General features: G+C 36.5%; 24 protein-coding genes and 1 other RNA gene. 6 read left to right on the top strand and 19 right to left on the bottom strand.

Annotated features, from left to right (window positions below; all coding sequences use genetic code 11):
• Positions 1–12: 12 nt before the first annotated feature.
• Positions 13–810 (bottom strand): DUF7278 family profilin-like fold-containing protein, encoded by a 798-nt coding sequence (locus tag ACQKTA_RS02865; RefSeq protein ID WP_427814112.1) that lies wholly within the window; start codon positions 808–810, stop codon positions 13–15.
• Positions 804–1,067: a hypothetical protein gene (locus ACQKTA_RS02860; RefSeq protein WP_427814111.1), complete on the bottom strand. Its 264-nt coding sequence runs from the start codon at positions 1,065–1,067 to the stop codon at positions 804–806. The genes ACQKTA_RS02865 and ACQKTA_RS02860 overlap by 7 nt, the downstream gene beginning before the upstream one ends.
• 69 nt (positions 1,068–1,136) lie before the next feature.
• Between ACQKTA_RS02860 and ACQKTA_RS02855 the strand changes: the two genes are divergently transcribed.
• Entirely contained in the window at positions 1,137–1,574 is a 438-nt protein-coding gene (locus tag ACQKTA_RS02855; RefSeq protein WP_427814110.1) for a GNAT family N-acetyltransferase, read from the top strand.
• 23 nt (positions 1,575–1,597) lie between these two features.
• On the opposite strand, the gene ACQKTA_RS02850 is transcribed toward ACQKTA_RS02855, so the two are convergent.
• Both ACQKTA_RS02850 and ACQKTA_RS02845 read right to left on the bottom strand, forming a co-directional pair.
• Positions 1,598–2,947, bottom strand: coding sequence for a DEAD/DEAH box helicase (locus tag ACQKTA_RS02850; RefSeq protein ID WP_427814109.1), 1,350 nt, complete (start codon positions 2,945–2,947; stop codon positions 1,598–1,600).
• Position 2,948: 1 nt separating this feature from the next.
• Positions 2,949–4,097 (bottom strand): VanZ family protein, encoded by a 1,149-nt coding sequence (locus ACQKTA_RS02845; RefSeq protein WP_427814108.1) that lies wholly within the window; start codon positions 4,095–4,097, stop codon positions 2,949–2,951.
• A 121-nt stretch (positions 4,098–4,218) separates the two neighbouring features.
• Here ACQKTA_RS02845 and ACQKTA_RS02840 point away from each other — a divergent pair, with 121 nt between their 5' ends.
• Complete coding sequence (locus tag ACQKTA_RS02840; protein WP_427814107.1) at positions 4,219–4,533, top strand: hypothetical protein; 315 nt, start codon at positions 4,219–4,221, stop codon at positions 4,531–4,533.
• Between the two features lie 11 nt (positions 4,534–4,544).
• Here the strand turns inward: ACQKTA_RS02840 and ACQKTA_RS02835 are convergent, their stop codons facing one another.
• The 6 genes from ACQKTA_RS02835 to ACQKTA_RS02810 form a co-directional block, all read right to left on the bottom strand.
• Positions 4,545–4,892, bottom strand: coding sequence for a hypothetical protein (locus ACQKTA_RS02835; protein ID WP_407856996.1), 348 nt, complete (start codon positions 4,890–4,892; stop codon positions 4,545–4,547).
• A 103-nt stretch (positions 4,893–4,995) separates the two neighbouring features.
• Positions 4,996–5,640, bottom strand: a complete 645-nt coding sequence (locus ACQKTA_RS02830) for an HD domain-containing protein (protein WP_427814106.1) — start codon at positions 5,638–5,640, stop codon at positions 4,996–4,998.
• On the bottom strand, positions 5,630–6,793 hold the full coding sequence (locus tag ACQKTA_RS02825) for a class I SAM-dependent RNA methyltransferase (protein ID WP_332580468.1): 1,164 nt from the start codon (positions 6,791–6,793) through the stop codon (positions 5,630–5,632). The genes ACQKTA_RS02830 and ACQKTA_RS02825 overlap by 11 nt, the downstream gene beginning before the upstream one ends.
• 121 nt (positions 6,794–6,914) lie before the next feature.
• Positions 6,915–7,287: RNase P RNA component class B (rnpB, locus tag ACQKTA_RS02820), an RNA gene on the bottom strand.
• Between the two features lie 20 nt (positions 7,288–7,307).
• Positions 7,308–7,712 (bottom strand): cell division regulator GpsB, encoded by a 405-nt coding sequence (gene gpsB / locus ACQKTA_RS02815; RefSeq protein ID WP_332580469.1) that lies wholly within the window; start codon positions 7,710–7,712, stop codon positions 7,308–7,310.
• 68 nt (positions 7,713–7,780) lie between these two features.
• Positions 7,781–8,338, bottom strand: a complete 558-nt coding sequence (locus ACQKTA_RS02810; protein ID WP_332580470.1) for a DUF1273 domain-containing protein — start codon at positions 8,336–8,338, stop codon at positions 7,781–7,783.
• A gap of 80 nt (positions 8,339–8,418) precedes the next feature.
• On the opposite strand from ACQKTA_RS02810, the gene recU reads away from it, so the two are divergent.
• A complete protein-coding gene (recU, locus tag ACQKTA_RS02805) occupies positions 8,419–9,036 on the top strand; it encodes a Holliday junction resolvase RecU (protein ID WP_427814105.1) in 618 nt (205 codons plus the stop codon).
• Positions 9,029–11,350, top strand: a complete 2,322-nt coding sequence (locus ACQKTA_RS02800; protein ID WP_427814104.1) for a PBP1A family penicillin-binding protein — start codon at positions 9,029–9,031, stop codon at positions 11,348–11,350. Before recU ends, ACQKTA_RS02800 begins: the two co-directional genes overlap by 8 nt.
• A 16-nt stretch (positions 11,351–11,366) precedes the next feature.
• On the opposite strand, the gene nth is transcribed toward ACQKTA_RS02800, so the two are convergent.
• The 5 genes from nth to ACQKTA_RS02775 form a co-directional block, all read right to left on the bottom strand.
• The gene (gene nth, locus ACQKTA_RS02795; RefSeq protein ID WP_427814103.1) at positions 11,367–12,020 is read right to left on the bottom strand and encodes an endonuclease III; all 654 of its coding nucleotides are present in this window, start codon (positions 12,018–12,020) and stop codon (positions 11,367–11,369) included.
• Positions 12,013–12,723 (bottom strand): DnaD domain protein, encoded by a 711-nt coding sequence (locus tag ACQKTA_RS02790; RefSeq protein ID WP_427814102.1) that lies wholly within the window; start codon positions 12,721–12,723, stop codon positions 12,013–12,015. Before ACQKTA_RS02790 ends, nth begins: the two co-directional genes overlap by 8 nt.
• 109 nt (positions 12,724–12,832) lie before the next feature.
• Positions 12,833–14,176 (bottom strand): FAD-dependent oxidoreductase, encoded by a 1,344-nt coding sequence (locus tag ACQKTA_RS02785; RefSeq protein ID WP_427814101.1) that lies wholly within the window; start codon positions 14,174–14,176, stop codon positions 12,833–12,835.
• 355 nt (positions 14,177–14,531) lie between these two features.
• Positions 14,532–16,526 (bottom strand): transketolase, encoded by a 1,995-nt coding sequence (tkt, locus tag ACQKTA_RS02780; RefSeq protein ID WP_427814100.1) that lies wholly within the window; start codon positions 16,524–16,526, stop codon positions 14,532–14,534.
• Positions 16,527–16,618: 92 nt separating this feature from the next.
• Positions 16,619–16,861: a DUF896 family protein gene (locus ACQKTA_RS02775; protein WP_427814500.1), complete on the bottom strand. Its 243-nt coding sequence runs from the start codon at positions 16,859–16,861 to the stop codon at positions 16,619–16,621.
• A gap of 132 nt (positions 16,862–16,993) precedes the next feature.
• Between ACQKTA_RS02775 and lexA the strand changes: the two genes are divergently transcribed.
• On the top strand, positions 16,994–17,617 hold the full coding sequence (gene lexA / locus ACQKTA_RS02770) for a transcriptional repressor LexA (RefSeq protein ID WP_332580478.1): 624 nt from the start codon (positions 16,994–16,996) through the stop codon (positions 17,615–17,617).
• A gap of 103 nt (positions 17,618–17,720) precedes the next feature.
• Positions 17,721–17,984, top strand: coding sequence for a hypothetical protein (locus ACQKTA_RS02765; RefSeq protein ID WP_332580479.1), 264 nt, complete (start codon positions 17,721–17,723; stop codon positions 17,982–17,984).
• A 53-nt stretch (positions 17,985–18,037) separates the two neighbouring features.
• Here ACQKTA_RS02765 and ACQKTA_RS02760 read toward each other — a convergent pair whose 3' ends face one another.
• From ACQKTA_RS02760 to ACQKTA_RS02745, 4 genes are all read right to left on the bottom strand, one after another.
• A complete protein-coding gene (locus ACQKTA_RS02760; RefSeq protein WP_332580480.1) occupies positions 18,038–18,550 on the bottom strand; it encodes an adenine phosphoribosyltransferase in 513 nt (170 codons plus the stop codon).
• 15 nt (positions 18,551–18,565) lie between these two features.
• Positions 18,566–20,845 (bottom strand): single-stranded-DNA-specific exonuclease RecJ, encoded by a 2,280-nt coding sequence (recJ, locus tag ACQKTA_RS02755; protein ID WP_427814099.1) that lies wholly within the window; start codon positions 20,843–20,845, stop codon positions 18,566–18,568.
• Positions 20,846–20,936: 91 nt separating this feature from the next.
• Complete coding sequence (locus ACQKTA_RS02750; protein ID WP_427814098.1) at positions 20,937–21,365, bottom strand: LapA family protein; 429 nt, start codon at positions 21,363–21,365, stop codon at positions 20,937–20,939.
• Positions 21,366–21,373: 8 nt separating this feature from the next.
• Positions 21,374–22,162: an SDR family NAD(P)-dependent oxidoreductase gene (locus tag ACQKTA_RS02745; protein WP_407855793.1), complete on the bottom strand. Its 789-nt coding sequence runs from the start codon at positions 22,160–22,162 to the stop codon at positions 21,374–21,376.
• Between the last annotated feature and the right edge of the window lie 17 nt (positions 22,163–22,179).

Below are 22,179 nucleotides of genomic sequence, written 5' to 3'. Positions count from 1 at the left end.
ACAAAAGTCAAACTAGATATTGATTAAAATTGCCTTGCGGTATAGATATTCACTAGGCGCCAAAATTTCATCTTCTTTTAGCATCGTTATATCATTCACGTAATAAGTAGATAATGGTAAAAAGTCAACGATTGGAATTCCTGTATTATTTTGCTGATTTTTTAATTTTAAAACGCCAGGATCTTCGGTTAGTTCAAAACGAGTCATTGAAGTATCGAAATACAACCCAAACATATTTGATCTTGTCATCGTTTTTTGGATTTTTTTGCCCCGATAAAGATCGTTGACTGCTAGATCATTTCCCCAACGAAATAAACGACGGCTGCCTGCTCCGTTTACATATTCCCACTGATCTTCAGTCAATAAATCAAAATTTTTACGACGAATTTTTTTTCTTAAACTAGCGTAAGTATGGCGTTCGTGGTTGTAGACCGCATAACAATCTGAATTAGGAATCATTTCAATATACCACTGTCCATCTGATAAAACATTTTTAGGAAAAGACCAAGTCAAACTTTCTGCTGGCGTCAGATTAGGCGATAAAACATCTTTGATTTCTTTTTCGATCGTTGAAAATTGATCCGCTTCACCTTCAAATCCTCCAGTCACAGAATCATAAACTCCTAAATAATTCGTTCCCGCTGGTAGTGCCCGACGCTGAACGAACATTGGGGGGATTTGGACTTTACGTAAATTAGATGTCTTCTCGTTGATCAATTCTCCTAAGGAATCAACGTCAAAGAAATTATACTGACCACGTAATTCTTTAGGGATCGTGATTTCATGAGAATTTGGTGCTGTTTCTAACAAGATAATCCCTTAGTCCCCAGATTCCAGCCTAAGATTGCTTTTTGATTTCCGGGTACAAATACGAATTCTTCGTCATCGATAACTAATTGAAAGGTTTGACATTTTATTCCAAACAATTCAAAATCTTTTAATTCAATATCGGTGATCTTCATTAAGGGGTTCACAAAATGAAGCAAAAGTTGGCTTAATAGGGTACGTTTTTCTTTTGGTGTCAATCGTTTCCAATATGACCAATCCAATTGTTCTAATAAGTTCATATGTTTTCTGCCTCCTCCAACACTCATATGTTAAAATTATACCATTATCCAATAGAAATGAGGAATTAGATGGAGAAAATATTTGATGCTAGTCCAAGCACTCGAGCGTCAGCCTTCTATTTGCGCTATCTCGTCTTTGTATTGGAGCAATCAATTTTGCCAAACTTAGAATTTGATCCACTGGACGCTAACGATCGAGAATACTTGGTTATTTTTGATGGCCCTCTCCCGGTCGCTACTGTTCGTTACCAAAAGTCCGAGCAAAATTGTTTGAATCCAGATCGTCTTTGTGTCCATCCTGATTATCGCAATTTAGGATTAGGAACAGCTTTATTATTAGAAATTGAAACACGAGCTTCAAATGAAAATTGTACAACTTCAAAGCTATCAGCAGAGATCACCGCACAAGCTTTTTACGAGAGAAATAGTTATTCAGTTGTATCAGCTGTTTTCGAAGAAGATGGCGTTCCTTGCGTAAAAATGAAAAAAGACCTCGTATCCAAATAATAAGGATACAAGGTTTTTTTGGTTTATGAATTTGATCGTTTTTTATTTTTACGTGCGCCACGTTCTTCTTGACGACGTGATTGACGACGTTTTTGTTTATTTGATTCAGAAATTGCGCGGTCAATTTTTTTCTTATAACCAGGTTTGATTTTTTTCTTCGATTTTTTCACTAAACCAATTAATGTTGGATCTAGTTCATCTTTTGATTTTTCACGTTTTTTACGACGATTACGATCATAGGTATCTAAAATCTCACCATTTTTGATTTCTTTTGGTTGGAAAGTAACCCCTAGATTTTCGATCATGCTTACGCTGTTTTCATCACTTGGACTATACAATGTGATGGCTGTTCCAGACATGCCATTACGTCCTGTTCTACCGACGCGGTGAATAAAGAAATCTAAATCTTGAGGAATCTCTGCATTAATTACATGAGAAACACCTTCAATATCGATCCCACGAGCAGCTAAGTCAGTTGCGACAACATATTGATATTCCAAGTTTTGAACTTGACGCATCACACGTTTACGTTCACGCGGTGTGATTCCACCATGGATTTTAGCAACTTTCATGCCTTTAGCTTTTAAATAGTCGCTGATTTCATCAACATTTTGTTTTGTATTTGCAAAAACAATCGCTAAATAGGGTTGACCAATTGTCAACAATTCGTAAATCAAACGATTCTTGTCTTTCCCCTTAGTTGGGATCAACCAATTTTCAATTGTATCTGAAATAACCGCTTTTGATTTGATTTCTTCAATGACAGGATTTTCCATATATTTTAATAAGAATGGACGTAATTTTTCTGGAATCGTTGCTGAGAAAACTAACATTTGTAAGTGTTTTGGCAAACGTCCAGCGATTTGATCGACTTCATGCAAGAAGCCCATATCCAATGTCATATCCGCTTCATCAACTACAAAATAATTTGCTGTATGAACTTTTAAAGCTTGTTCATTCATCATATCTAAAATACGTCCTGGTGTCCCAATAACAACGTGAGGTTGACGTGAACCTAATTTATCGATTTGGCGTTGTTTATCTGTTCCACCAACAAAATTAGTCACTCGGATTTCTTCAGCTGAAAATTGTGCAATTTGAACCGCCGCTTGATAGATCTGAGTCGCTAATTCACGACTTGGCGCTGTGATCAAAACTTGGACTTCATCTTTTTTAGGATCAATCTTGTCCATCAATGGTAATAAGAATGTATGTGTTTTACCGGAACCTGTTTGTGATTGTCCGATAACGTTTTTTCCTTTTTTAATTAAGGGAATTAATTTTTCTTGAACCGCAGTTGGTTCAGTAAAACCTTTATCCTTAATCGACTCAAGAATAAATGGTTGAAAATTGAATGATTCAAAAGTTCGCATGTTATACCTCTTTCTTTAACGTACTAATCGTATACGTTTGACTCGCTTTATCATGGAATAGGCGGGTTTTACTTCTTATGAGAGCATACAATAAGTTGAATAGAAATAAAAGTAAAATTCCTAAACTAATGAAACCAAATGTCACATAAGCAATAAAAACCGTGTGGTTATTGAGCGGCAGGTGGGTCATTGTATACTGAAAAATTTGTAATAAGCCATTTAATAAAATATAAAAGGCGCTATAACGTTTTACCAAACAAATAAATCGAATATGTTCCTGTCCCTCTTCTACAACTTGAATCCGGACAACTTTTTTACCAATCGTTTGGCCGTTCCAGCAATACATCAGTAACATAAAATAAATGATCACTTCTAAAACAAAGGAAACAAAAGAATAATTTAGTAACGTAATCAACTTGTTTGGCAATGGGTTTGGGATAAGACTCAATAATGACGTCGCAAGTCCAATCACGAACCAATCAATCATAAAGGCGACAAAACGACGTAATAAAGAAACTTTTTGTCCTTTGGCCAAAGACTCTGAATCCAGCTCATTTCGTGTTGGTAAAAAGAACGTAAATAATGGTGCACATAAAAAACCGATCGTCCCACCGATTGTATTATGCAGTAAGTCATTGACATCAAAAAGACGATACGGTCTAGGATAAATAAAGTAAAGTCCACTCAGCTGTGTTAATTCAAAAAACAAAGAAACACAAAAACTGATCACTATCGTTTTAAGTAGTGACATTTTAAAATAGTACCGACAATAGACGCCTAAAGGAAACAATAACGCAATATTAAATATAGGTTCTAAAAAAACACTTTGTTTCATGGCCGGTAAATAAGTACTTGGGTTACTTACTTGCAGAACCGTTTGATTCAAAAAATTATACCAGGATTGAAATAAATGTAATTCATATCGTGGTCCAGTCATTTGTGCTACTGTATCAATGCTCGGCAAAGGTAAAATTACTAAGTAATAAATACATAGTAAATAAAAAACAAATGAATATAAAATCAAGCTGCGTAACTTCCCAAGTTGACCATATTTACGATAATAATAAATCAAAAATGGTGCTGTTATCAGCATAGCTAAAAATGGAAAGCTCAATACCGCTGCTTTGATTGGAAATACATAACTACTCATAAACTAAAATCCCTCATTTTAACTAAACTACTTACCAACTTTTCGAAACAAGCTGGATTTTTAATAGAGTGTGGTAAAATAAATGCATCGCAAATTGATAATTAACAAGGAGGATCCACCTATGCTCAACCCACTTTTTGCTTTCGGCGTTCCCGCCGGATTGATGATTATTTATATGATTTTTTATTTTGCTAAAAGAGCCAAAAAAACTGACTATCGACGTTTTGTCTTAACTTTAGTATCGGTTTTTTTAACAACCTTCAGCTATCAAGTTTATAACTATAGCCAATCAGTCGTACAGATTACTTCAACAGATAGTTTCACTACAAACTTTGGTTATAGTCAAGGTCGCTTGATCGTACCGCTTATATTAGGAGCAGTTTTAAGTGTAATCAATTTTTACTATTTATTCCGTCAATTCAGAAAAAAAGAATAACAGGGACCCTGTTATTCTTCTAAATCAAAAAATTGTATTTCAACATTATCTTTACACTTTAATGTGTTTAAGTCTAATGTTACCCAATCTTTAGTGGTTGGTTCGTAATGATTATCCTCGAAAGATAGTTCAATTTTATCTAGCAATTGGTCAGAACTACCAAAATCATATTCACTTTTACTTAGTAGACTATTAAGCAATGCAGGATTTTCAATCGAGAAAAAATCTTCTTGATATTTATATAAAATAATTTGATAGGTCTTTAATGGCATTTCACAACGAATGGCAAATACGCCCTCATCTAAGTCGGGTATCTTTTCTAAAACTTCTTCGGGACTCAATACTTCACGATGTAACATTCAGAGCTCCTCCTAACTTGAATACATTATAGGAAAAAAGGAGTTGCTCTGGAAATAAAATGTCCTAAAAAGAGAAATCACAAGCATATTACTTAACATTTCTTTAAACTTCCCACTCTTTATAAAATCTTTTTAAAAACTCTTCCATAAATTCCATACGTTTGTTGGCTTCTTTCAAACCAGCTGCTGTATTCATTGATAACGGTAATTTGAATAATTTTTCATAAAAATGATTGATTACAGTACTTTTCTCGCGATATTCTGCTTTTGTTTCAAATTCTTTCGGTTTTATAGTTGGATCGTACAATGGACTTTCAGTATGCCCACCGTAATAAGCTGTACGTAAAATACCAATGGCCCCTAAGGCCTCTATTCGATCTGCATCTTGCACGATTTTACCAGCTCTAGAAAGTTCAGCTTTTCCATATTCAAGTTCTTTAGAATAAGAGATATTTTCAATAATAAATAATATTTCCTGGATATCGCCATGAGAAAATTCAAGTTTTTTTAAAAACTTTTTAAGATCTCTTTTTTCACTCTCAACATTTTCTATCACTTTGTCATCAATGACATCATGAAGATAACTCGCTGTTTGAATAAGAGTGGTATCAGTAATATTTTCTTCAGTCGCCAATTTTTTGGCAATCTTAGCCACTCGCTCGACATGATAAAAATCATGACCACTTCGATCTTGACCTAATTTTTGATAAGCATATTGACGGACAGCAACTAATTTATTATTCTCCATCTGTCCGAGGCTTTCTTGGTGGTCTCTCTCCCCAGTATTGGAATAAATCAGTACGGATAGCGCCATTGTATAGTTTACGTTTTTTTGTAGCTTTTGCTCCATAGAATTCTTCAAAGGCTAAATCACTAGTTAAAATATATTTACTCCAAGTTTTTAATGGACGGAACACATCCCCCATCTCACGATATAAGACACGGACTTGTTCTTCTTCTCCCAATCGTTCACCGTAAGGAGGATTGGCAACGATCACACCATAATCTTTTTCTGTTTTGAAATCTTTTACTGCTCGTTGTGTGAAAGTAATTGAATCTCCTAATCCAATTTCTTCAGCATTTGCGCGAGCAATTTCGACCATTCGACCATTAATATCAGAACCAGCGATATCTAATTCGATATCATAATCAGCTGCTTCATCTGCAGCTGCCCGGACTTTTTCAAAAACTTTAGGATCAAACCAATCCCAGGCTTCACAAGCAAATTCACGGTTAAAACCAGGGGCGATATTATGTCCGATCAGTGCGGCTTCAATACATAATGTACCTGAACCACAAACCGGATCATAGAATGGTCGGTCTTTCCGCCAATTTGTTAACATGACTAAAGCGGCTGCCATATTTTCTTTTAGCGGTGCTCCACCTTTTTCTAACCGGTATCCGCGTTTGAAAAGACTTGGTCCAGTTGTATCGATTGTCAAAACAACGTGGTCCTTTAAAAGTGCGACTTCCAATTGGAAGAAAGCACCCGTTTCAGGTAATGGCACACGCGCTGGACGATGATACACTTCACGTAACCGTTCGACAATCGCTTTTTTAGTGATTGATTGGCAATCCGGTACACTATAAAGTTTTGACTTAATTGAACGTCCTGCTACTGGGAATTCCGCATCCATCGGTAGAAATTCTTCCCAAGGAATAGCTTTTACTTTTTCAAAAAGCTCATCAAAAGAAAAGGCATCGAATTCATCGACAATGATTTTAACACGGTCAGCTGTTCTCAACCATAAATTAGCAGTGGCGATTGTTTCTAGATCCCCTTTAAAGCGCGCCCGGCCATTTTCTACTTGGCAATCAATACCTAAATTTTTTAATTCTTTTCCTACCAACGCTTCGATTCCCGCTGCGGCAGTTGCGATTAGATTATATTGTTTTTCCATATTAGCTCCTTATTCCATCTAGTGGTTATAAAAAGAGATCCGACATTAGCTCGATCTTCCTTATTTCAATAAAAAAACCTTCACAACAAAGTTGGAAGGTACACCCTGAATTGCAGCAATTTTCTGTAAGCCATGTTTTGTACGGCGATCAACTCAGGGAAGTGTGACCGTCGTGGTAATCATCTATCTCCGACATTACTGCCGTCTCTTTCATCGTTCATTTCCTTAGAAAAAGCGCCCCTACCATAGTTTGGGTTGCTCGCTCGAGGGGTTTACCGCGTTCCACCATTCCGATTTCTCGAAATGCTTCGTCACTGTGGCACTTTCAAGAATACTCAGGCATAGATTACTCCTTAGCCTTTTTTTCTGCCGTTACTTCCTAAGAAGTACCTTAGCTTATTTTTTCGCTAAGCACGAACACTACAGACATCTCAGCCTGTGCGAGCATGGACTTTCCTCAGCTTGCGTAAAACAAACCGCGATCACCCAAAAATTGCATCATTCATTTTTTGTTTTAAAATTGACGAGTTTTTTCAATATCACTTTCGTCTTGTGTATAATTTTGACTTAAATCAGCTGAAGCTGTTTGGTTGTTGGCTTGTTGATCAAGTTTCTTTCCAAATACTTCTCTTTCAAGATTTGAAAGGCGTTTTAAAATGTCAAAGTTTGTCACTGCAGAACTTTTAGGCGCAGCTTCTTTCACGCGTGAAGGAGCTGGTTGAGCTTTTGATAATTGTTCAACTTTTGCTTTCAAACGATCATTTTCTTCTTTTAACATTAATAAATCTTTGTTATAGGCCTCATAATCTTTGATTACGTTATCCAAAAATTCATCGACTTCGATTGGATCGTAACCGCGCATTTTTGTTTTAAACTCTTGCTCCAAGATAACATTCGGAGTATAGATTAAATTCGCCATTTTTCCACCTCATTAGCTCTTAACTTAATTTGCTTTCTTATACATTCTAGCCGATATACCTGAGGAAATCAAACACTATCACCAAAGTCTGAGTAATTTTCTAAGTCATCCATGGTAATTGTAAACAAATCATAAGAATTTTTAGCTTGAAAACGTTCTACATCTGCTAAAAAAAATTTACTCTTGCCTGGGTATTCTGAATCATAGACTACTAACGCCCCATCAGTGTGCTGCAATAAAAAATTGATATGATTTTTAAATTGAAGCGGGTTTTGATACGTTTGATGGCTAACTGAATCAACAAAATCAGCTATTTGAACTAATTCGCTTAATAACAATTGATTTGGTTCTTTCCAATTACTACCAAATTCTTTAAACGGAAGAATGACTGCCAATGAAATTTCTGGATAGTCCACTTTTAATTCTTTAATAATTTGACCAGCCCACATTTCTGTTCCTAGATTCCCGCTGATCATGACCCACTCCAACCCATTTTCAATTAAATTAATTAATTCTCTTTTTAAAATATTCTTAATTACTTGAACGCGTGGATCATTTTCGCTAAAAATTCCTAATTCATAGCTTTGATAACCTGTTACATACAAACGTTTTATTATTTCTTTCATTGTTTTTTCCTTACTTTCGCTTAAAAATAAAATATCTTGGACAAAATTTGATATAATATTGGATAGGAGTGTGATAAAAAATGGCCTTTCATTATCCTAATGGGCAATCATTTCCCCAAAAAAATTCAACTCGACGTGCTCTCCAAAAAGAAACCACATTTGCTAATCGTGGGATGCACTTTGAAGAGGCGATCAATCAGAGTAACGAGTACTACTTAACTCATGATAAAGCAGTTGTTCATAAAAAGCCAACACCACTTCAAATCGTCAAGGTCGATTATCCTAAGAGAAGTGCGGCTGTTGTTAAGGAAGCTTATTTCAGACAACCTTCAACAACAGATTATAACGGCGTCTATTGCGGCTATCACTTAGATTTTGAAGCAAAGGAAACTAAAAATAAAACTTCTTTTCCTTTAAAGAACTTCCATCAACACCAGATTACCCATATGCAGAAATGTGTGAATCAACAAGCGATTTGCTTTGTTTTATTGTGGTTTTCAAGTCTAAATCGTTGCTTTTTCCTTTCAGCAGAAAACCTGATAAACTATTGGAACGAACAAGAAAATGGTAGAAAATCGATTCCTTTATCCATCATTGAAAATGAAGCCATCGAAATTGTTCCACAAATTGCACCGCGTATCCCCTATTTGATTGCGGTTGAAAAATATCTTGAAAAAAGGAGTCAAACAAATGTCTAATACCTCTCGTTCGCAAAAAAATAGGCGAACCACTCCAGGTAAAAAAATGAAAGCAAAAAATAAAAAAGGCGGCTCTTTAGGGCTGAAAATAGCCGTTGGCTTCGTTGGTTTGCTCTGTGTCATCCTCATTGCCGGCATGGGACTTTTCTTCCTCTATGCTAAAGATGCACCTAAATTAAGTGAAGCAAAACTTGGAGCAACTCAATCTTCTAAACTTTACGATAAAGATGGGAATATTTTTGAAGACTTAGGTGCTGAAAAAAGAGAAAAAGTCGAATCAGATAAGATTCCTCAAGAATTAGATGATGCGATCGTTTCTGTTGAAGACCGGCGCTTCTTTAAACATAATGGTGTGGATCCGGTACGAATCGCTGGGTCATTAGTTCATAACATTACTAATAAAGGTGGGTTACAAGGTGGAAGTACCCTTACGCAACAATTAGTCAAACTATCCTTTTTCTCAACGAAGTCTTCCGACCAAACAATCAAGCGAAAAGCACAAGAAGCTTGGCTGGCAATTAAATTAGAAAAAAAATACTCAAAACAAGAGATTTTGACTTATTATATCAACAAAGTCTATATGGCCAATGGTCTTTACGGAATGGAAACGGCGGCTGAAACGTATTTTGGCAAAGAATTACAACATTTAAGTATTGCTCAGACTGCTCTGCTTGCCGGAATGCCCCAAGCACCAAATTCATACGATCCTTATCAACATCCAAAAGCCGCAAAGGATCGCAGAGATACTGTACTTTATACTATGCTGACGAACAAAAAGATCTCCCAAGAAGAATATGACCAAGCAATCAAAGAACCAATTGACGAAGGATTACAGCCGTTAGAAACAGATAACCAAGAACGAAAAGTCACAGATAATTATGTGAAAGAAGTTATTGCGCAAGTAGAATCAAAAACTGGAAAAAATGTTTATACCGATGGTTTAGATATTTACACGAACCTAGATATGAGTGCTCAAGAACAATTATATAAAATTGTGAACAGTGATGAGTATGTTCAATATCCTGACGAAAATCTACAAGTTGCCGCAACACTAGTTGATAGCGAAACCGGGCAAGTAAATGCGCAAATCGGCGGAAGAAATATTGCGGATGATGTTTATTTAGGTTTGAACCGTGCTGTTACGACTAATCGTGATTTCGGTTCAACCGTTAAGCCAGTCACAGACTATGGACCCGCATTTGAGTACTTACAAAAATCAACAGGTACCCGAATCAGTGATAGTGCTTATAATTATGAAGGTACATCAACCCCTGTCAAAAACTGGGATAATAGTTACCAAGGAAATATTACATTACGTCAAGCACTTTATGACTCAAGAAATGTCCCTGCGGTGAAATTATTCAATGAAGTCGGTGTCGATAATGTAACTAAATTTTTAAATAAATTAGGAATCGAATATAAAGATATCCAGCAAGCTAATGCAATTTCCAGTAACACTGAGACACAAGATGGTTCCAAATACGGGATCTCTACTGAAAAAATGGCGGCCGCTTATGCTGCATTTGCTAATGGCGGTACTTATAACGAACCTCTATATATCAATAAAATCAAATATCAAGATGGATCAGAACAAACATTTGAAAGTAAAGGAACCAAAGCAATGGAACCTTATACAGCGTACATGATCACAGATGTGTTAAAAGATGTGATTTCAAAAGGTACAGGAACAAATGCACAAATTGCTAATCTGTTTCAAGCTGGAAAGACCGGAACTTCTAACTATACTGATGATGAGTTGGCGAAAATCCAACAATATGATTCTGTATCGCCTGATGTGATGTTTACCGGATATACTCCTCATTATTCATTATCTGTTTGGACGGGATATGATGATCGGATGGAACCAATCACCTCACAATCCAATATGATTGCCAGTGATGTTTATCGTGAATTGATGAGTTATGTCTCGCAAAATGTTTCTAATGCGGATTGGACGATGCCTAGCGATGTGTTAAGAATCGGAAATGAGCTATATGTTAAAGGGGCTTCATCAGTTCCAAGCCAATCTAATTATTCTAGTCAAAGCTCATACTATAATAATTATAATTCTTACAGTCAATCTAGCAATTCAATAACTGATCAAGAAATTACTACACCAAGTATTTCAGAATCAGAAACAGTTCCTTCAAGTAGCAGCGAAGTTGTTCCTAGCTCCTCTTCTGCTGTCGAAGAAACACCGGCAGTCACAACACCTTCTTCTTCTGCTGAAGAGACACCGACGCCTTCAACACCTTCTTCTTCTGCTGAAGAGACACCGATGCCAGCTCAAGGTCAATCAAATAATAGCGATTAGAAAAAGCCGTTCGAAATTACTTTCGAACGGCTTTTAAACGGTCTTTTCCTTCTTGGCACATATCAAGTAGCGGGCAAATAGTGCATTTAGGTGCACGTGCAGTACAATGATAACGACCAAAAAAAATCAGTGTGTGGTGACTTTTTACCCACAGTTCTTTTGGAATTTTTCGCATAAGTGTTGACTCGACTTCCGTTACAGAAGCACTTAATTTACAAATACGTAGTCGTTTTGTTACTCGTTCCACATGGGTATCAACAGCAATTGCCGGTACTCCAAACGCATCACCTAACACTACATTTGCAGTCTTACGTCCAACGCCAGGTAACTTGATCAACTCCTCGCGAGATTCAGGAACGATTCCACCAAAATCATCTAAAAGCATTTGTGCACAAGCTTTAATGTTTTTAGCTTTATTGCGATACAAGCCAATAGTTTTGATCTTAGCAATAACATCTTCCATGGGTGCCTGTGCCAATGCTTCCGGTGTCGAATACGCTGCGAATAATGCAGGAGTTGCTTTATTGACAGAAACATCGGTTGCTTGGGCACTCAAAATCACTGCGATCAATAATTGAAATGGCGACTTTGAATGTAGTTCTCCAACAGCATCAGGAAACATTTGATACATCCGCTCCATCGCTTCCATTGTCTTTTCTTTGCTAAGCATCCGGGTCTTTCCTTTCTAGCCAATTATACAAAGAAACTTTGGGCAACTCTTCGGTTTGTTGCTGTTCTTCTTTTTGCAACAACACTTTTTTACGTCGACGTTGTTCTTCTTCAACTTGAGCTTTTGACCGAATATTTTTCTTTTCCCAACTTTGTAAGACTGTTTCAATATACTTAAAATTATAGGCTTGGTTTAAAACAGCTTCTTGCAGCGCTAATTGAATCAACTCTGGAGAATAATGATCCTCATCTACCCAATAGCTGATTTTTTGATACTCAATCGGTGATAGTGGCCGGCCAAACTCTTGCTCAAAAGAGCGCAACATCCGTTTTTGAGCGGCTAGATCATTTTCTCCCTCTATTTGGAAGCGTTGTCGCTCTTTTAATAAAGCTAATTTTTCAAAGGCAGGCATACAATCATAATGATCACTTTGACGACCTTGTTCATCTTGCGCCGTTTGTAATTGAATAAACCCTTTTTCAACTAAACTGTTCAGACCTTTATAAATATTTTCTGTCGAATGCCCCATATTCTGAGCTATCACTGTTAAATTAGGAAAATCCTCTCCAGCCTGATGAGCAGAATATAGTTGCAACCACAACATAAACTCATTAGTAGACAGGCCGATAGCTGTATAATTTTGTAATAGCAGATTTGAAATCGTTGTTTCTCCTCCAGCTAAATAATCTTGTAATGAAATCATTTAAAATCCTCCGTTCACTTTTTTAGTTTACACTAAAAAAATAGGAAGTCCAACACTTAGAAAAACGGCTGCTAAAATAAAAAATGGGAAGCTTAGCTTCCCATTTTTTCTATTCAGCTTCTTCTAAAGCCGCTTGAGCTAAGATATTCAAGTAGTTCCAAGGACGATCAAAATGTGGTTGGAAGAAGAAATCTTGTAATGCTAAATCTTCTAACGTCATATTATTTTGGATCGCTACAGATAATGTATTCGCTGATTGAGTAATATCATATTTAGATAGGAATTGCGCACCTAAAATTTTATTTGTCCCTTTTTCAGAAACGATTTCCATCAGTACTTTTTCTGTTGTCGGCATAAATTCTGGACGATAATTATCTTCAATGACTGTTACATTGACATCGATTCCGTTCAATGCTGCACTTTCTTTCGTTAAACCGGTTGATCCAATCGTCCAACCAAATAAATACAGACCAGAAGTTCCTTGCGTACCACGATATTTTACTTTTTGCTCAACTAAGTTTTTACCGACTAACATTCCTTGGCGAACAGCATTGGTTGCTAATGGAATGTATTGATGTTGGCCAGTTGGATTGTAATGAACGACTGTCGAATCACCCGCTGAGAAAATATCTGGGTTGCTCGATTGCATATATTCATTTACTTTGATTGCACCACTTGGTAACATTTCAACTTTATCTTTTAATAAATCAGTATTTGGACGGAAACCAACACATAGAATAACCATGTCTGCGTCAAACTCATTACTTGGCGTCACAACTTTTGTAACAGCCCCAGTTTCATCCGCTACAAACTCATTCACGTTTTCACCTAAAGCCAGCGTAACACCACGATCAACTAATTCTTTTTCTAACAAGTCTGTAAATGGTTGATCCAGGTATTTATTCAAAATACGTGATAATCCATCAATCAATGTTACTTCTTTCCCACTCTCAGCAAACGCTTCGACTAATTCGATTCCGATATAGCCGCCGCCAACTACGACAACTTTTTTAGCATCTTTTGCTTTTTCGATGATTTGGTTGGCTTGGTTGTAGTTTTTACATAATAAAACGTTTTTTGATTGGATTCCTTTAATTGGCGGGATAATAGGCCAAGAGCCAGTTGTTACGACTAATTTATCATAATCGATCACTTTTTCTTCATTGGTCTTCAAATCCTTAGCCGTTACTTTTTTATTATCTGTATCAATATTAGTCACATCATGTTCCATGTTCACTGATGCGCCTAATGAAGTTAATTCTTCGGGGTTTGAATAGAATAATCCAGCGGGGTCTTTAACTACTCCTCCTACATATAAAGCGATTCCACAAGATAAGAAAGAAATGTTGTCATTGCGTTCAAACACCGTCACTTCTGCATCTGGGTGGTTTGCTAATATATTTTTAACGGCTGCGGTGCCGGCATGGGTACATCCTACTACTACTACTTTCATTTTCGTCCCTCTTTCATTTATCATGATTTGTGTTTGCAATATTTTGCACAAGGATAGTGTAACAGATTTTATCACCTGTATAAATTATTTTGCTCACAAAGGATAAGTTTTATTTTGAAAACGGAAAAATTGAAAGCGCGAATCTAATTTTGTAATAGATAATTTTTTTATGTAAATAAAATATTGTAAAAAAGTTATTGTATTCAACGATATCAATGGACTATATTTTTTATTAGTCCATTTTAACTATTTTTTTAACTGCTAAATGTTAATTTTTTCTATAGAGGTATTGTTTATATAGAAAAAGCACATAAAAAAAGACTGAGAAATTTTTTCTCAGTCTTTTTTTGTCAGTCTATATTTCGTTAAATGTATTCACAACATTTTCTACAGTAAAGCCAAATTGTTCTAGAATGTAATCACCAGGTGCTGATGCTCCAAAATGATCGATTCCAATCATTTTACCTTCTGTACCAATATAACGTTCCCAACCGAATGGTGAAGCGGCTTCGATCGCTACACGTTTTTTGATGGCTTTTGGTAAAACAGATTCTTTATAGGCTTCATCTTGAGATTCAAATAAATCAAAGCTTGGAATAGATACTACAGAAACATCTTTTCCTTGGGCTTTCAATTCTTGTTGTGCTTGAACTGCAAGATTAACTTCAGAACCAGTAGCGATCAAAATACCTTCTGGTGTGTCAGATTCTGCTTTAGAGATAACATAACCACCTTTAGTTACACCTTCTTTAGCTAAATCTTTACTATTTGGTAACACAGGTAAGTTTTGACGACTTAATACCAAAATAGTTGGTTTGTTTGTTGTTTTTAGTGCTTGCGCCCAAGCAGCAGAAGTTTCGTTGCCATCAGCTGGACGAATAACTTGAACATTAGGCATGCAGCGAACACTTGCTAATTGTTCGATTGGTTCATGAGTTGGTCCATCTTCTCCTACTGCTACAGAATCATGTGTCAACACATAGATAACTGGTAATCCTTGGATAGCTGACATACGAACTGCAGGACGTAGATAGTCCGTAAATACGAAGAATGTTCCGCCATAAATACGTGTTCCGCCATGTAAATGAATTCCATTCATTGCACTAGCCATCGCAAATTCACGTACACCAAACCAGATGTTACGACCTTCGTATGATTCAGGTTGGAATTCTTTATCATCCGTCATTGTTGTGTTGTTTGAACCTGATAAATCAGCTGATCCGCCCCAAATGTTGGGGATTGCTTTTGATAAAGCTTGAATCGCATCTTTACTTGATACACGACTTGCTTGTGAAGATCCTTCTTCATAAACTGGCAATGATTCTTCCCAATTTTCTGGAAGTTCGCCAGCAAAGGCTTGTTTGAATTGTTTTGCCAATTTAGGATAAGCTTTTTCATATTCAGCAAATAACGTATCCCAATTTGATTCTTCTTTAGCACCTTTATCGTTGATTGCTTCTTTAAAGCGAGCAGCCACTTCTTCAGGAACTGTGAAATCCGGATATTCCCAGCCATAGATTGCTTTCGCTGCAGAAATACCATCAGCTCCAATTGGTGCGCCGTGAACAGCTGAGGTTCCTTGTTTAGGAGAACCATAACCAATTACAGTTTTTACTTCGATCAATGTTGGTTTATCTGTTTCAGCTTTTGCTTCTTCGATTGCTTTAGAAATTGCTTCTAAATCATTGCCATCTTTAACTAGAATATGTTGCCAACCATAGGCTTCATAACGAGCACCGACATTTTCAGTGAATGCTTTTGAAGTTGGTCCATCTAAAGAAATATCATTTGAATCGTATAACACGATTAATTTTCCAAGTTTCATATGTCCTGCCATTGAACTTGCTTCGGCAGAGACACCTTCCATTAAATCGCCATCGCCACATAGTGCATAAGTGTAATGATCGATTACTTTGAAATCATCACGATTGTACGTAGCAGCTAAATGAGCTTCAGCCATTGCCATCCCAACAGATGTTGAAATTCCTTGACCTAAAGGACCTGAAGTTGCTTCGACCCCATCTGTATGATGGTACTCAGGATGTCCTGGTGTTTTACTTTCCCATTGACGGAAATTTTTCAAATCATCAATCGTTACTTGGTAACCTGAAAGATGTAATAAGCTGTAAAGCATTGCTGATCCATGACCTGCAGATAAAATAAAACGATCACGGTTTGGCCAGTTTAATGAAGTCGCTGGATTCACATTCAAATGTTTTGTCCACAAAGCGTAAGCCATCGGTGCTGCTCCCATGGGTAAGCCGGGATGGCCAGAGTTTGCTTTTTGGATTGCTTCAATACTTAATGTTCTAATTGTGTTTACACCTAATTGATCGATTTTGTCGAACAAAATAGTTCCCCCTTTTTGGTCATAAATACTTTAAATACAGATTTATTGTAACCGATTTATTTTGACATTACAATCACAAAATACTAAAAGATCTATTTTCTATTATGTAATCCTTTTTGCTTTTGGATTTCTTTTAATTTCTCAGGAGTGACGTCGTTCCCTTCTGGGTCAACTACTTTCATTCCTTCGATATGATGGCGCATGCCGCTTCGAAATGACGCGATATATTCTTCGCGCAAGATCTTTTGTTCTTTCGCTTCAGCATCTGTTAAACCTTCAGCTTTCTTTTTTTTCGCTAATTCATTGATACGTGCAATCGTTTCATCATTAATCATCTTGAACACCTCTTTCTCCTTACTAATTATACATAAAAAATGCTAACTTAAAAGTATAAATGAATACGAACGCTTGTTTGATTTGTTCGCTTTTGTATGCTACACTAAAAAAAACGAAAGAAGGTGCGGGCATTGGCAAAAAGAACGGAAACAAAACAATTAGAAGTTTTGCGTTTTATTCATGAACGCGTTGAAGATAAAGGGTACCCACCCACTGTTAGAGAAATTGGAGAGGCTGTAAATTTATCTTCTACCTCTACAGTCCATGGACATCTCTCACGATTAGAAAAAAAAGGCTGGATTTTACGTGACCCAACAAAGCCACGAGCCATTGAGTTAACTATTACTGGTTTAGAAAAAATTGGTGCAGCACCACAAGTTATTCCTATGCTTGGAGTTGTAACTGCCGGCGAACCTATTCTTGCAGTTGAAGAAGCTTCTGACTTTTTCCCAGTTCCTCCAGATTTATCTAGTGAAGAAGGTAGTTTATTCATGCTGACAATTCGCGGAGAAAGTATGATCAATGCTGGTATTTATGATGGCGACCATGTCATTGTACGAAAACAATCTGCCGCAACAAATGGTGAGATCGTTATTGCCATGACAGATGAAAATGAAGCAACTTGTAAAAGATTTTATCGCGAAGCAGATCATATTCGCCTACAACCGGAAAATGATGAATTGAGTCCAATTATTTTAGATAATGTTTCTATCCTAGGAAAAGTTGTCGGTCTATATCGAAACCATATTTATTAATCGGGAGTCTCTTCCGATTAATTTTTTTACTTTACAAATCGAACAAACATTCGTATAATAAAAATACAAACACATGTTCGTATTTTATTAGGAGTGATTATTGATGAAAACAGTAAGAAGATTTGGTTTAGTTATCGCAGTTTTGTTGCTTGGTTTATTGATTGGTAAGTTGGGGTCTTTGGCTACGATCGTCATTTTTTCTGGTTTGTTTCTGGTATGGTTTATGTTGTGGGATGAACGTACTTATGCTCAACACTATGCAGAACATCAATATGAAGAAACTGAAGAAGATGAACAGTATTATAAAGAACCTGCTGAGGATTTTTATTACGTCACTTATGACCACCAATACCATAAATCAGCTTGATATAAAAAATGTAAGCAAAATAAAAAAAGAAGCCAAATCGGCTTCTTTTTTTATTAATAATCCATCAAAGTCAAGATGTCATATCCTTGGATTTTATCTCGACCATGAAGTTCTTCTAATTCAATCAAGAAGGCACAACCAACAACAACACCGCCAAGTTGTTCTACAAGTTCAATCGTCGCTTTAATTGTTCCACCAGTTGCTAATAAGTCATCTGTGATCAATACGCGTTGACCTGGTTTGATTGCATCGCGATGAATCGTTAATGTATCTGTACCATATTCTTTTTCATATTCGACTTCAATTACTTCGCGAGGTAATTTTCCTGGTTTACGAACTGGAGCAAAGCCTAAGCCCAACTCAAATGCTACTGGACAGCCAACGATAAATCCGCGTGCTTCTGGTCCAACGACCATATCGATTTGTTTTTCTTTTGCATAATTTACGATTTGTCTTGTCGCTTCACGGTAGGCTTCACCATCTGCCATTAGCGGTGAGATATCACGGAAGACGATCCCTTCTTTTGGATAATCTGGGATACTGGCAATATAATCTTTCAAATTCATTTCGGTTGTTTCCTCCTAGCTTTTCAGCCAATTTCTAATAGTTTGAATATCATTCATCAACAAAAATTCTTCACTATCTATTTGCATCACACGTTTTTGATAAATTTCGCTCTCATCAAAAGCCCGAGCTTGTGGGGATGCGACCATTTTTAAAACGCCGTCGTCTATTGTAACAAATTTTAGCTCAGAAAACACGTGAATCATGAATACTAATAATTTTTCTGGAATTCTTAAGTAATTTGAAACAATTTTTAACTTATAACGGATATCTACCCTCGTTTGCTTATGGAAAAATTGATAAAGCCTTACAAATTGCTCTCTGCTAGGCAATCCATTCAAGTATGCTTCATCCGAACTATATAAATAAAGATAGACACGATCGAAATTACCATTAGAAATTATTTCTTTTAATAATTCCTTTTGATTGGGACAGTCCAATACGATCAATTGGTCGTATCCTTGCCAATCAAGTGTTGCATCGTATAGAGTTATTGTCTCTCGTAATTCATTCATAAAAAATTTTTGATTCGCCGTTTTAAACGCTAAGTACAAAGTGCGTCCATTTTCTATTTTTTGTTGCCATGTATATTTTGCGCGACGATCAATAATCTGTAGTCCAGCTGAAGCAAAATCGATCAAACGCAATTGGACTTTCTTTTGTCCATTCCATTCATTGATTTCTAAATCACCAACAAATTGTGTTTCTGGTTGTTGCAACTCTTCTGCAACATCGCCAAAACCAAAACCTATCGCATCGAGTTGTCCCGATTCATCTTTCAATGAAAATTTAACATGTTGCTGATCTCCGCCGATTCGTTTACAAAAATTCACATTTCCATTGACTAAAAAGTGTGGTGCAGGATTATCTGTACCGAATGGTGCTAAAGCTTTTAACTCATCGACAAACTTTAATTGGATATCTGAAAGCACCAAGTGTTCATCGATCAATAATTTAGGACCTTGATCTAGATCGATTTGTTTTTCTTCAATATATTCATTCATCAACTTTTGTAACGTTGCTAAATTTTCTGCCGGCAGCGTCAATCCTACTGCGGCAGCATGACCGCCAAAATGAGTAAATTCGGAACGCATCGTATTTAACATAGCATATAGATCTAATGCTTCAATGCTTCGTCCAGAACCTTTTGCTACACCTTGATCATTAACGGATAATACAATCGTCGGATGTCCAGTCTGTTTTACAATATTTCCTGCTACGATTCCTAAAACGCCAGGATTCCATCCATTACCAGCAATCAAATGAACACTGTCCGCAGGATTAATTAAGGCTGTAGCCTCTTCGGTAGTTGATTGTACGATGGATTTTCGTTCATTATTGATTTGATCCAATTTTTCTGCTAATTCATGAGCTATTTCTAGGTCAAAAGTAGTCATCAATTCAACTGCAGGATTTGGATCCCCTAAACGTCCGATCGCATTCAAACGCGGACCTAAACTAAAGCCGATACTAGTCTCATCGACTTTTTGAAGATCAACTCCACTTACTTTCAATAACTCTAACAAGCCCAAGCGTTGTGTTTGCTTGATTGCTTGTAATCCTAACTTAACTAAATTACGATTTTCTCCCGTCATTGAAACTAAGTCAGCCACAGTTCCAATCGTAACCAAATCCAACATCTCTAGTGGTACTTCTTCTAACAATGCTGTAGCTAATTTAAAGGCAACGCCTGCTCCTGCTAACTCACCAAAAGGATAATTTCCTTCTGGATGCCGAGGATGAATAATACAATAAGCATTCGGTAATACGGGAGGCATTTCATGGTGGTCCGTTACAATCACATCAATACCTTGATCATTTGCATAATCAATGGCTTCATTACCTGCCACTCCATTATCAACGGTAATGATCAACTGAATTCCCTCATTGATTTTTTCAGCAAAAAGCGCTTGGTTGGGACCATATCCATGAATGAAACGATTCGGTAAAACATAATGTACATTCGCACCGATCATTTCCAATGTTTCCAACATGATGGAAGTACTAGTAATTCCATCCGCATCATAATCCCCGTAGACTAATATTTCTTGTTCTTCCATAATAGCGGTTTGAATACGATCCACTGCCTTATCCATATCATGCATCAAAAACGGATCATGAAGCTCGTCGATATCCGCTTTCATCAAATTAGAAAAAGCTTCTAATGTATGTATATTACGATTCCATAAAAGTCGTACAAAAGTCTCACTGTACCCTTGATTTAATAATTCTGTTTTAAAGGCTGAATCGATTGTTTCAGTTTCGATTACTTGCCAATCAAAGTTCGATTTTTTCACACTATCACTTCCCAACCGTATTAGTATAGCAAAAATAATTCCTACAAGAAAGAGAAGAAGACCTTAGTTTTTATACCAAGGTCTTTCTCTATTAATCATAATAATCCATTGTATTCGTTGTAGTATTTTCAGCTGATTCCCCTGATTTTACTGTAAGTGCTTGATCTTTTTCTTTTAATAAGGTCTCATAATTTGCTTTCAATACAGCAATTTCGTTTTCTTGTTCTCTTTGGAATCTTGCTTTTTCATCGGCTAATTTTTGTTCATTATTGACTTCGTATTCTTGAAGCGCTGCCTTTAATTCTTTAATCTCTTTTCTTTGTTGAAAGAGCGTTGTACCAGAAGTAAGGAGAATAACTACTGCGCCGATCAAAGCTGAACCAATAATCACTAAAACTAAGGATAAGTATATCTTTTTAACTAAAAAGTTGACAGGTATTTCCTGACTATTCGAAAGTGCAAAAATTACGATCAATAATACTAAAATAAAACCTAGGAAAACTTTCCATTGTTTTCTCATTTGCTTTCCTACTTCCTATTGAATAATCCACCTGCTAAAAAATCACCTAGATGTGGAAACATATCGTAAAAACGACTAGCGCCTGCCATAATCAATGGACGATTGATTTCACGCGTTGGTTTACCCATTTTATTGACGATAACTTTAGCAAGTTTTTGAGGATCCAATACAATACTGCCTAAATTGTCTAAATAACTGCCACTTGGATCGGCTTTATCAAAAAATTCTGTCGCTATTGGTCCCGGATTGATTGTAGTGACATAAACATTTTCCGGACGCAATTCTAAACGCAAAGCATTTGAAAAGCCTAAAACTGCAAATTTAGTTGCTGAGTAGACTGTCGATTTTGGTGTCGCCATCTTACCAGCCATTGAGGCAACATTGAAAATATGCCCGTTTTGTTTTTCGACCATCGAAATCGCTACTTTTTGAGTAAAGTACATCATTCCTAACACATTGACGTCAAACATTTTTTTAGCAATATCTAAATCAAAGTCAACAAAATCTTCGAACAGACCAAAACCAGCATTGTTGACCAATACATCGATCGATCCGACTTCAGTTGAAATTTTTTCAAGGACTGATTCCACATTATCAGGATCAGAAATATCTAATTGAAAGGCATGTGCCTCTTTACCACTTAAAGCCTGACATTTTTCTTTGACTTGTCCAATCAAATTAATTCGACGCGCACAAGTTACAACGATGGCTCCTTGTTTGGCAGCTTCATAACAGATCTGTTCTCCTAGTCCCGCGGAACCGCCTGTCACCACTACTACTTTATCGGTTAAATCCATTAGTTTCCCTTCTTTCT

It is taken from the genome of Enterococcus sp. 22-H-5-01 (assembly GCF_050310005.1).
Taxonomy (GTDB): Bacteria; Bacillota; Bacilli; order Lactobacillales; family Enterococcaceae; genus Enterococcus_A; species Enterococcus_A hailinensis.
The sequence above is the reverse complement of the archived record's forward strand: the minus strand, read 5'-3'. Positions and strand labels throughout refer to the sequence as shown.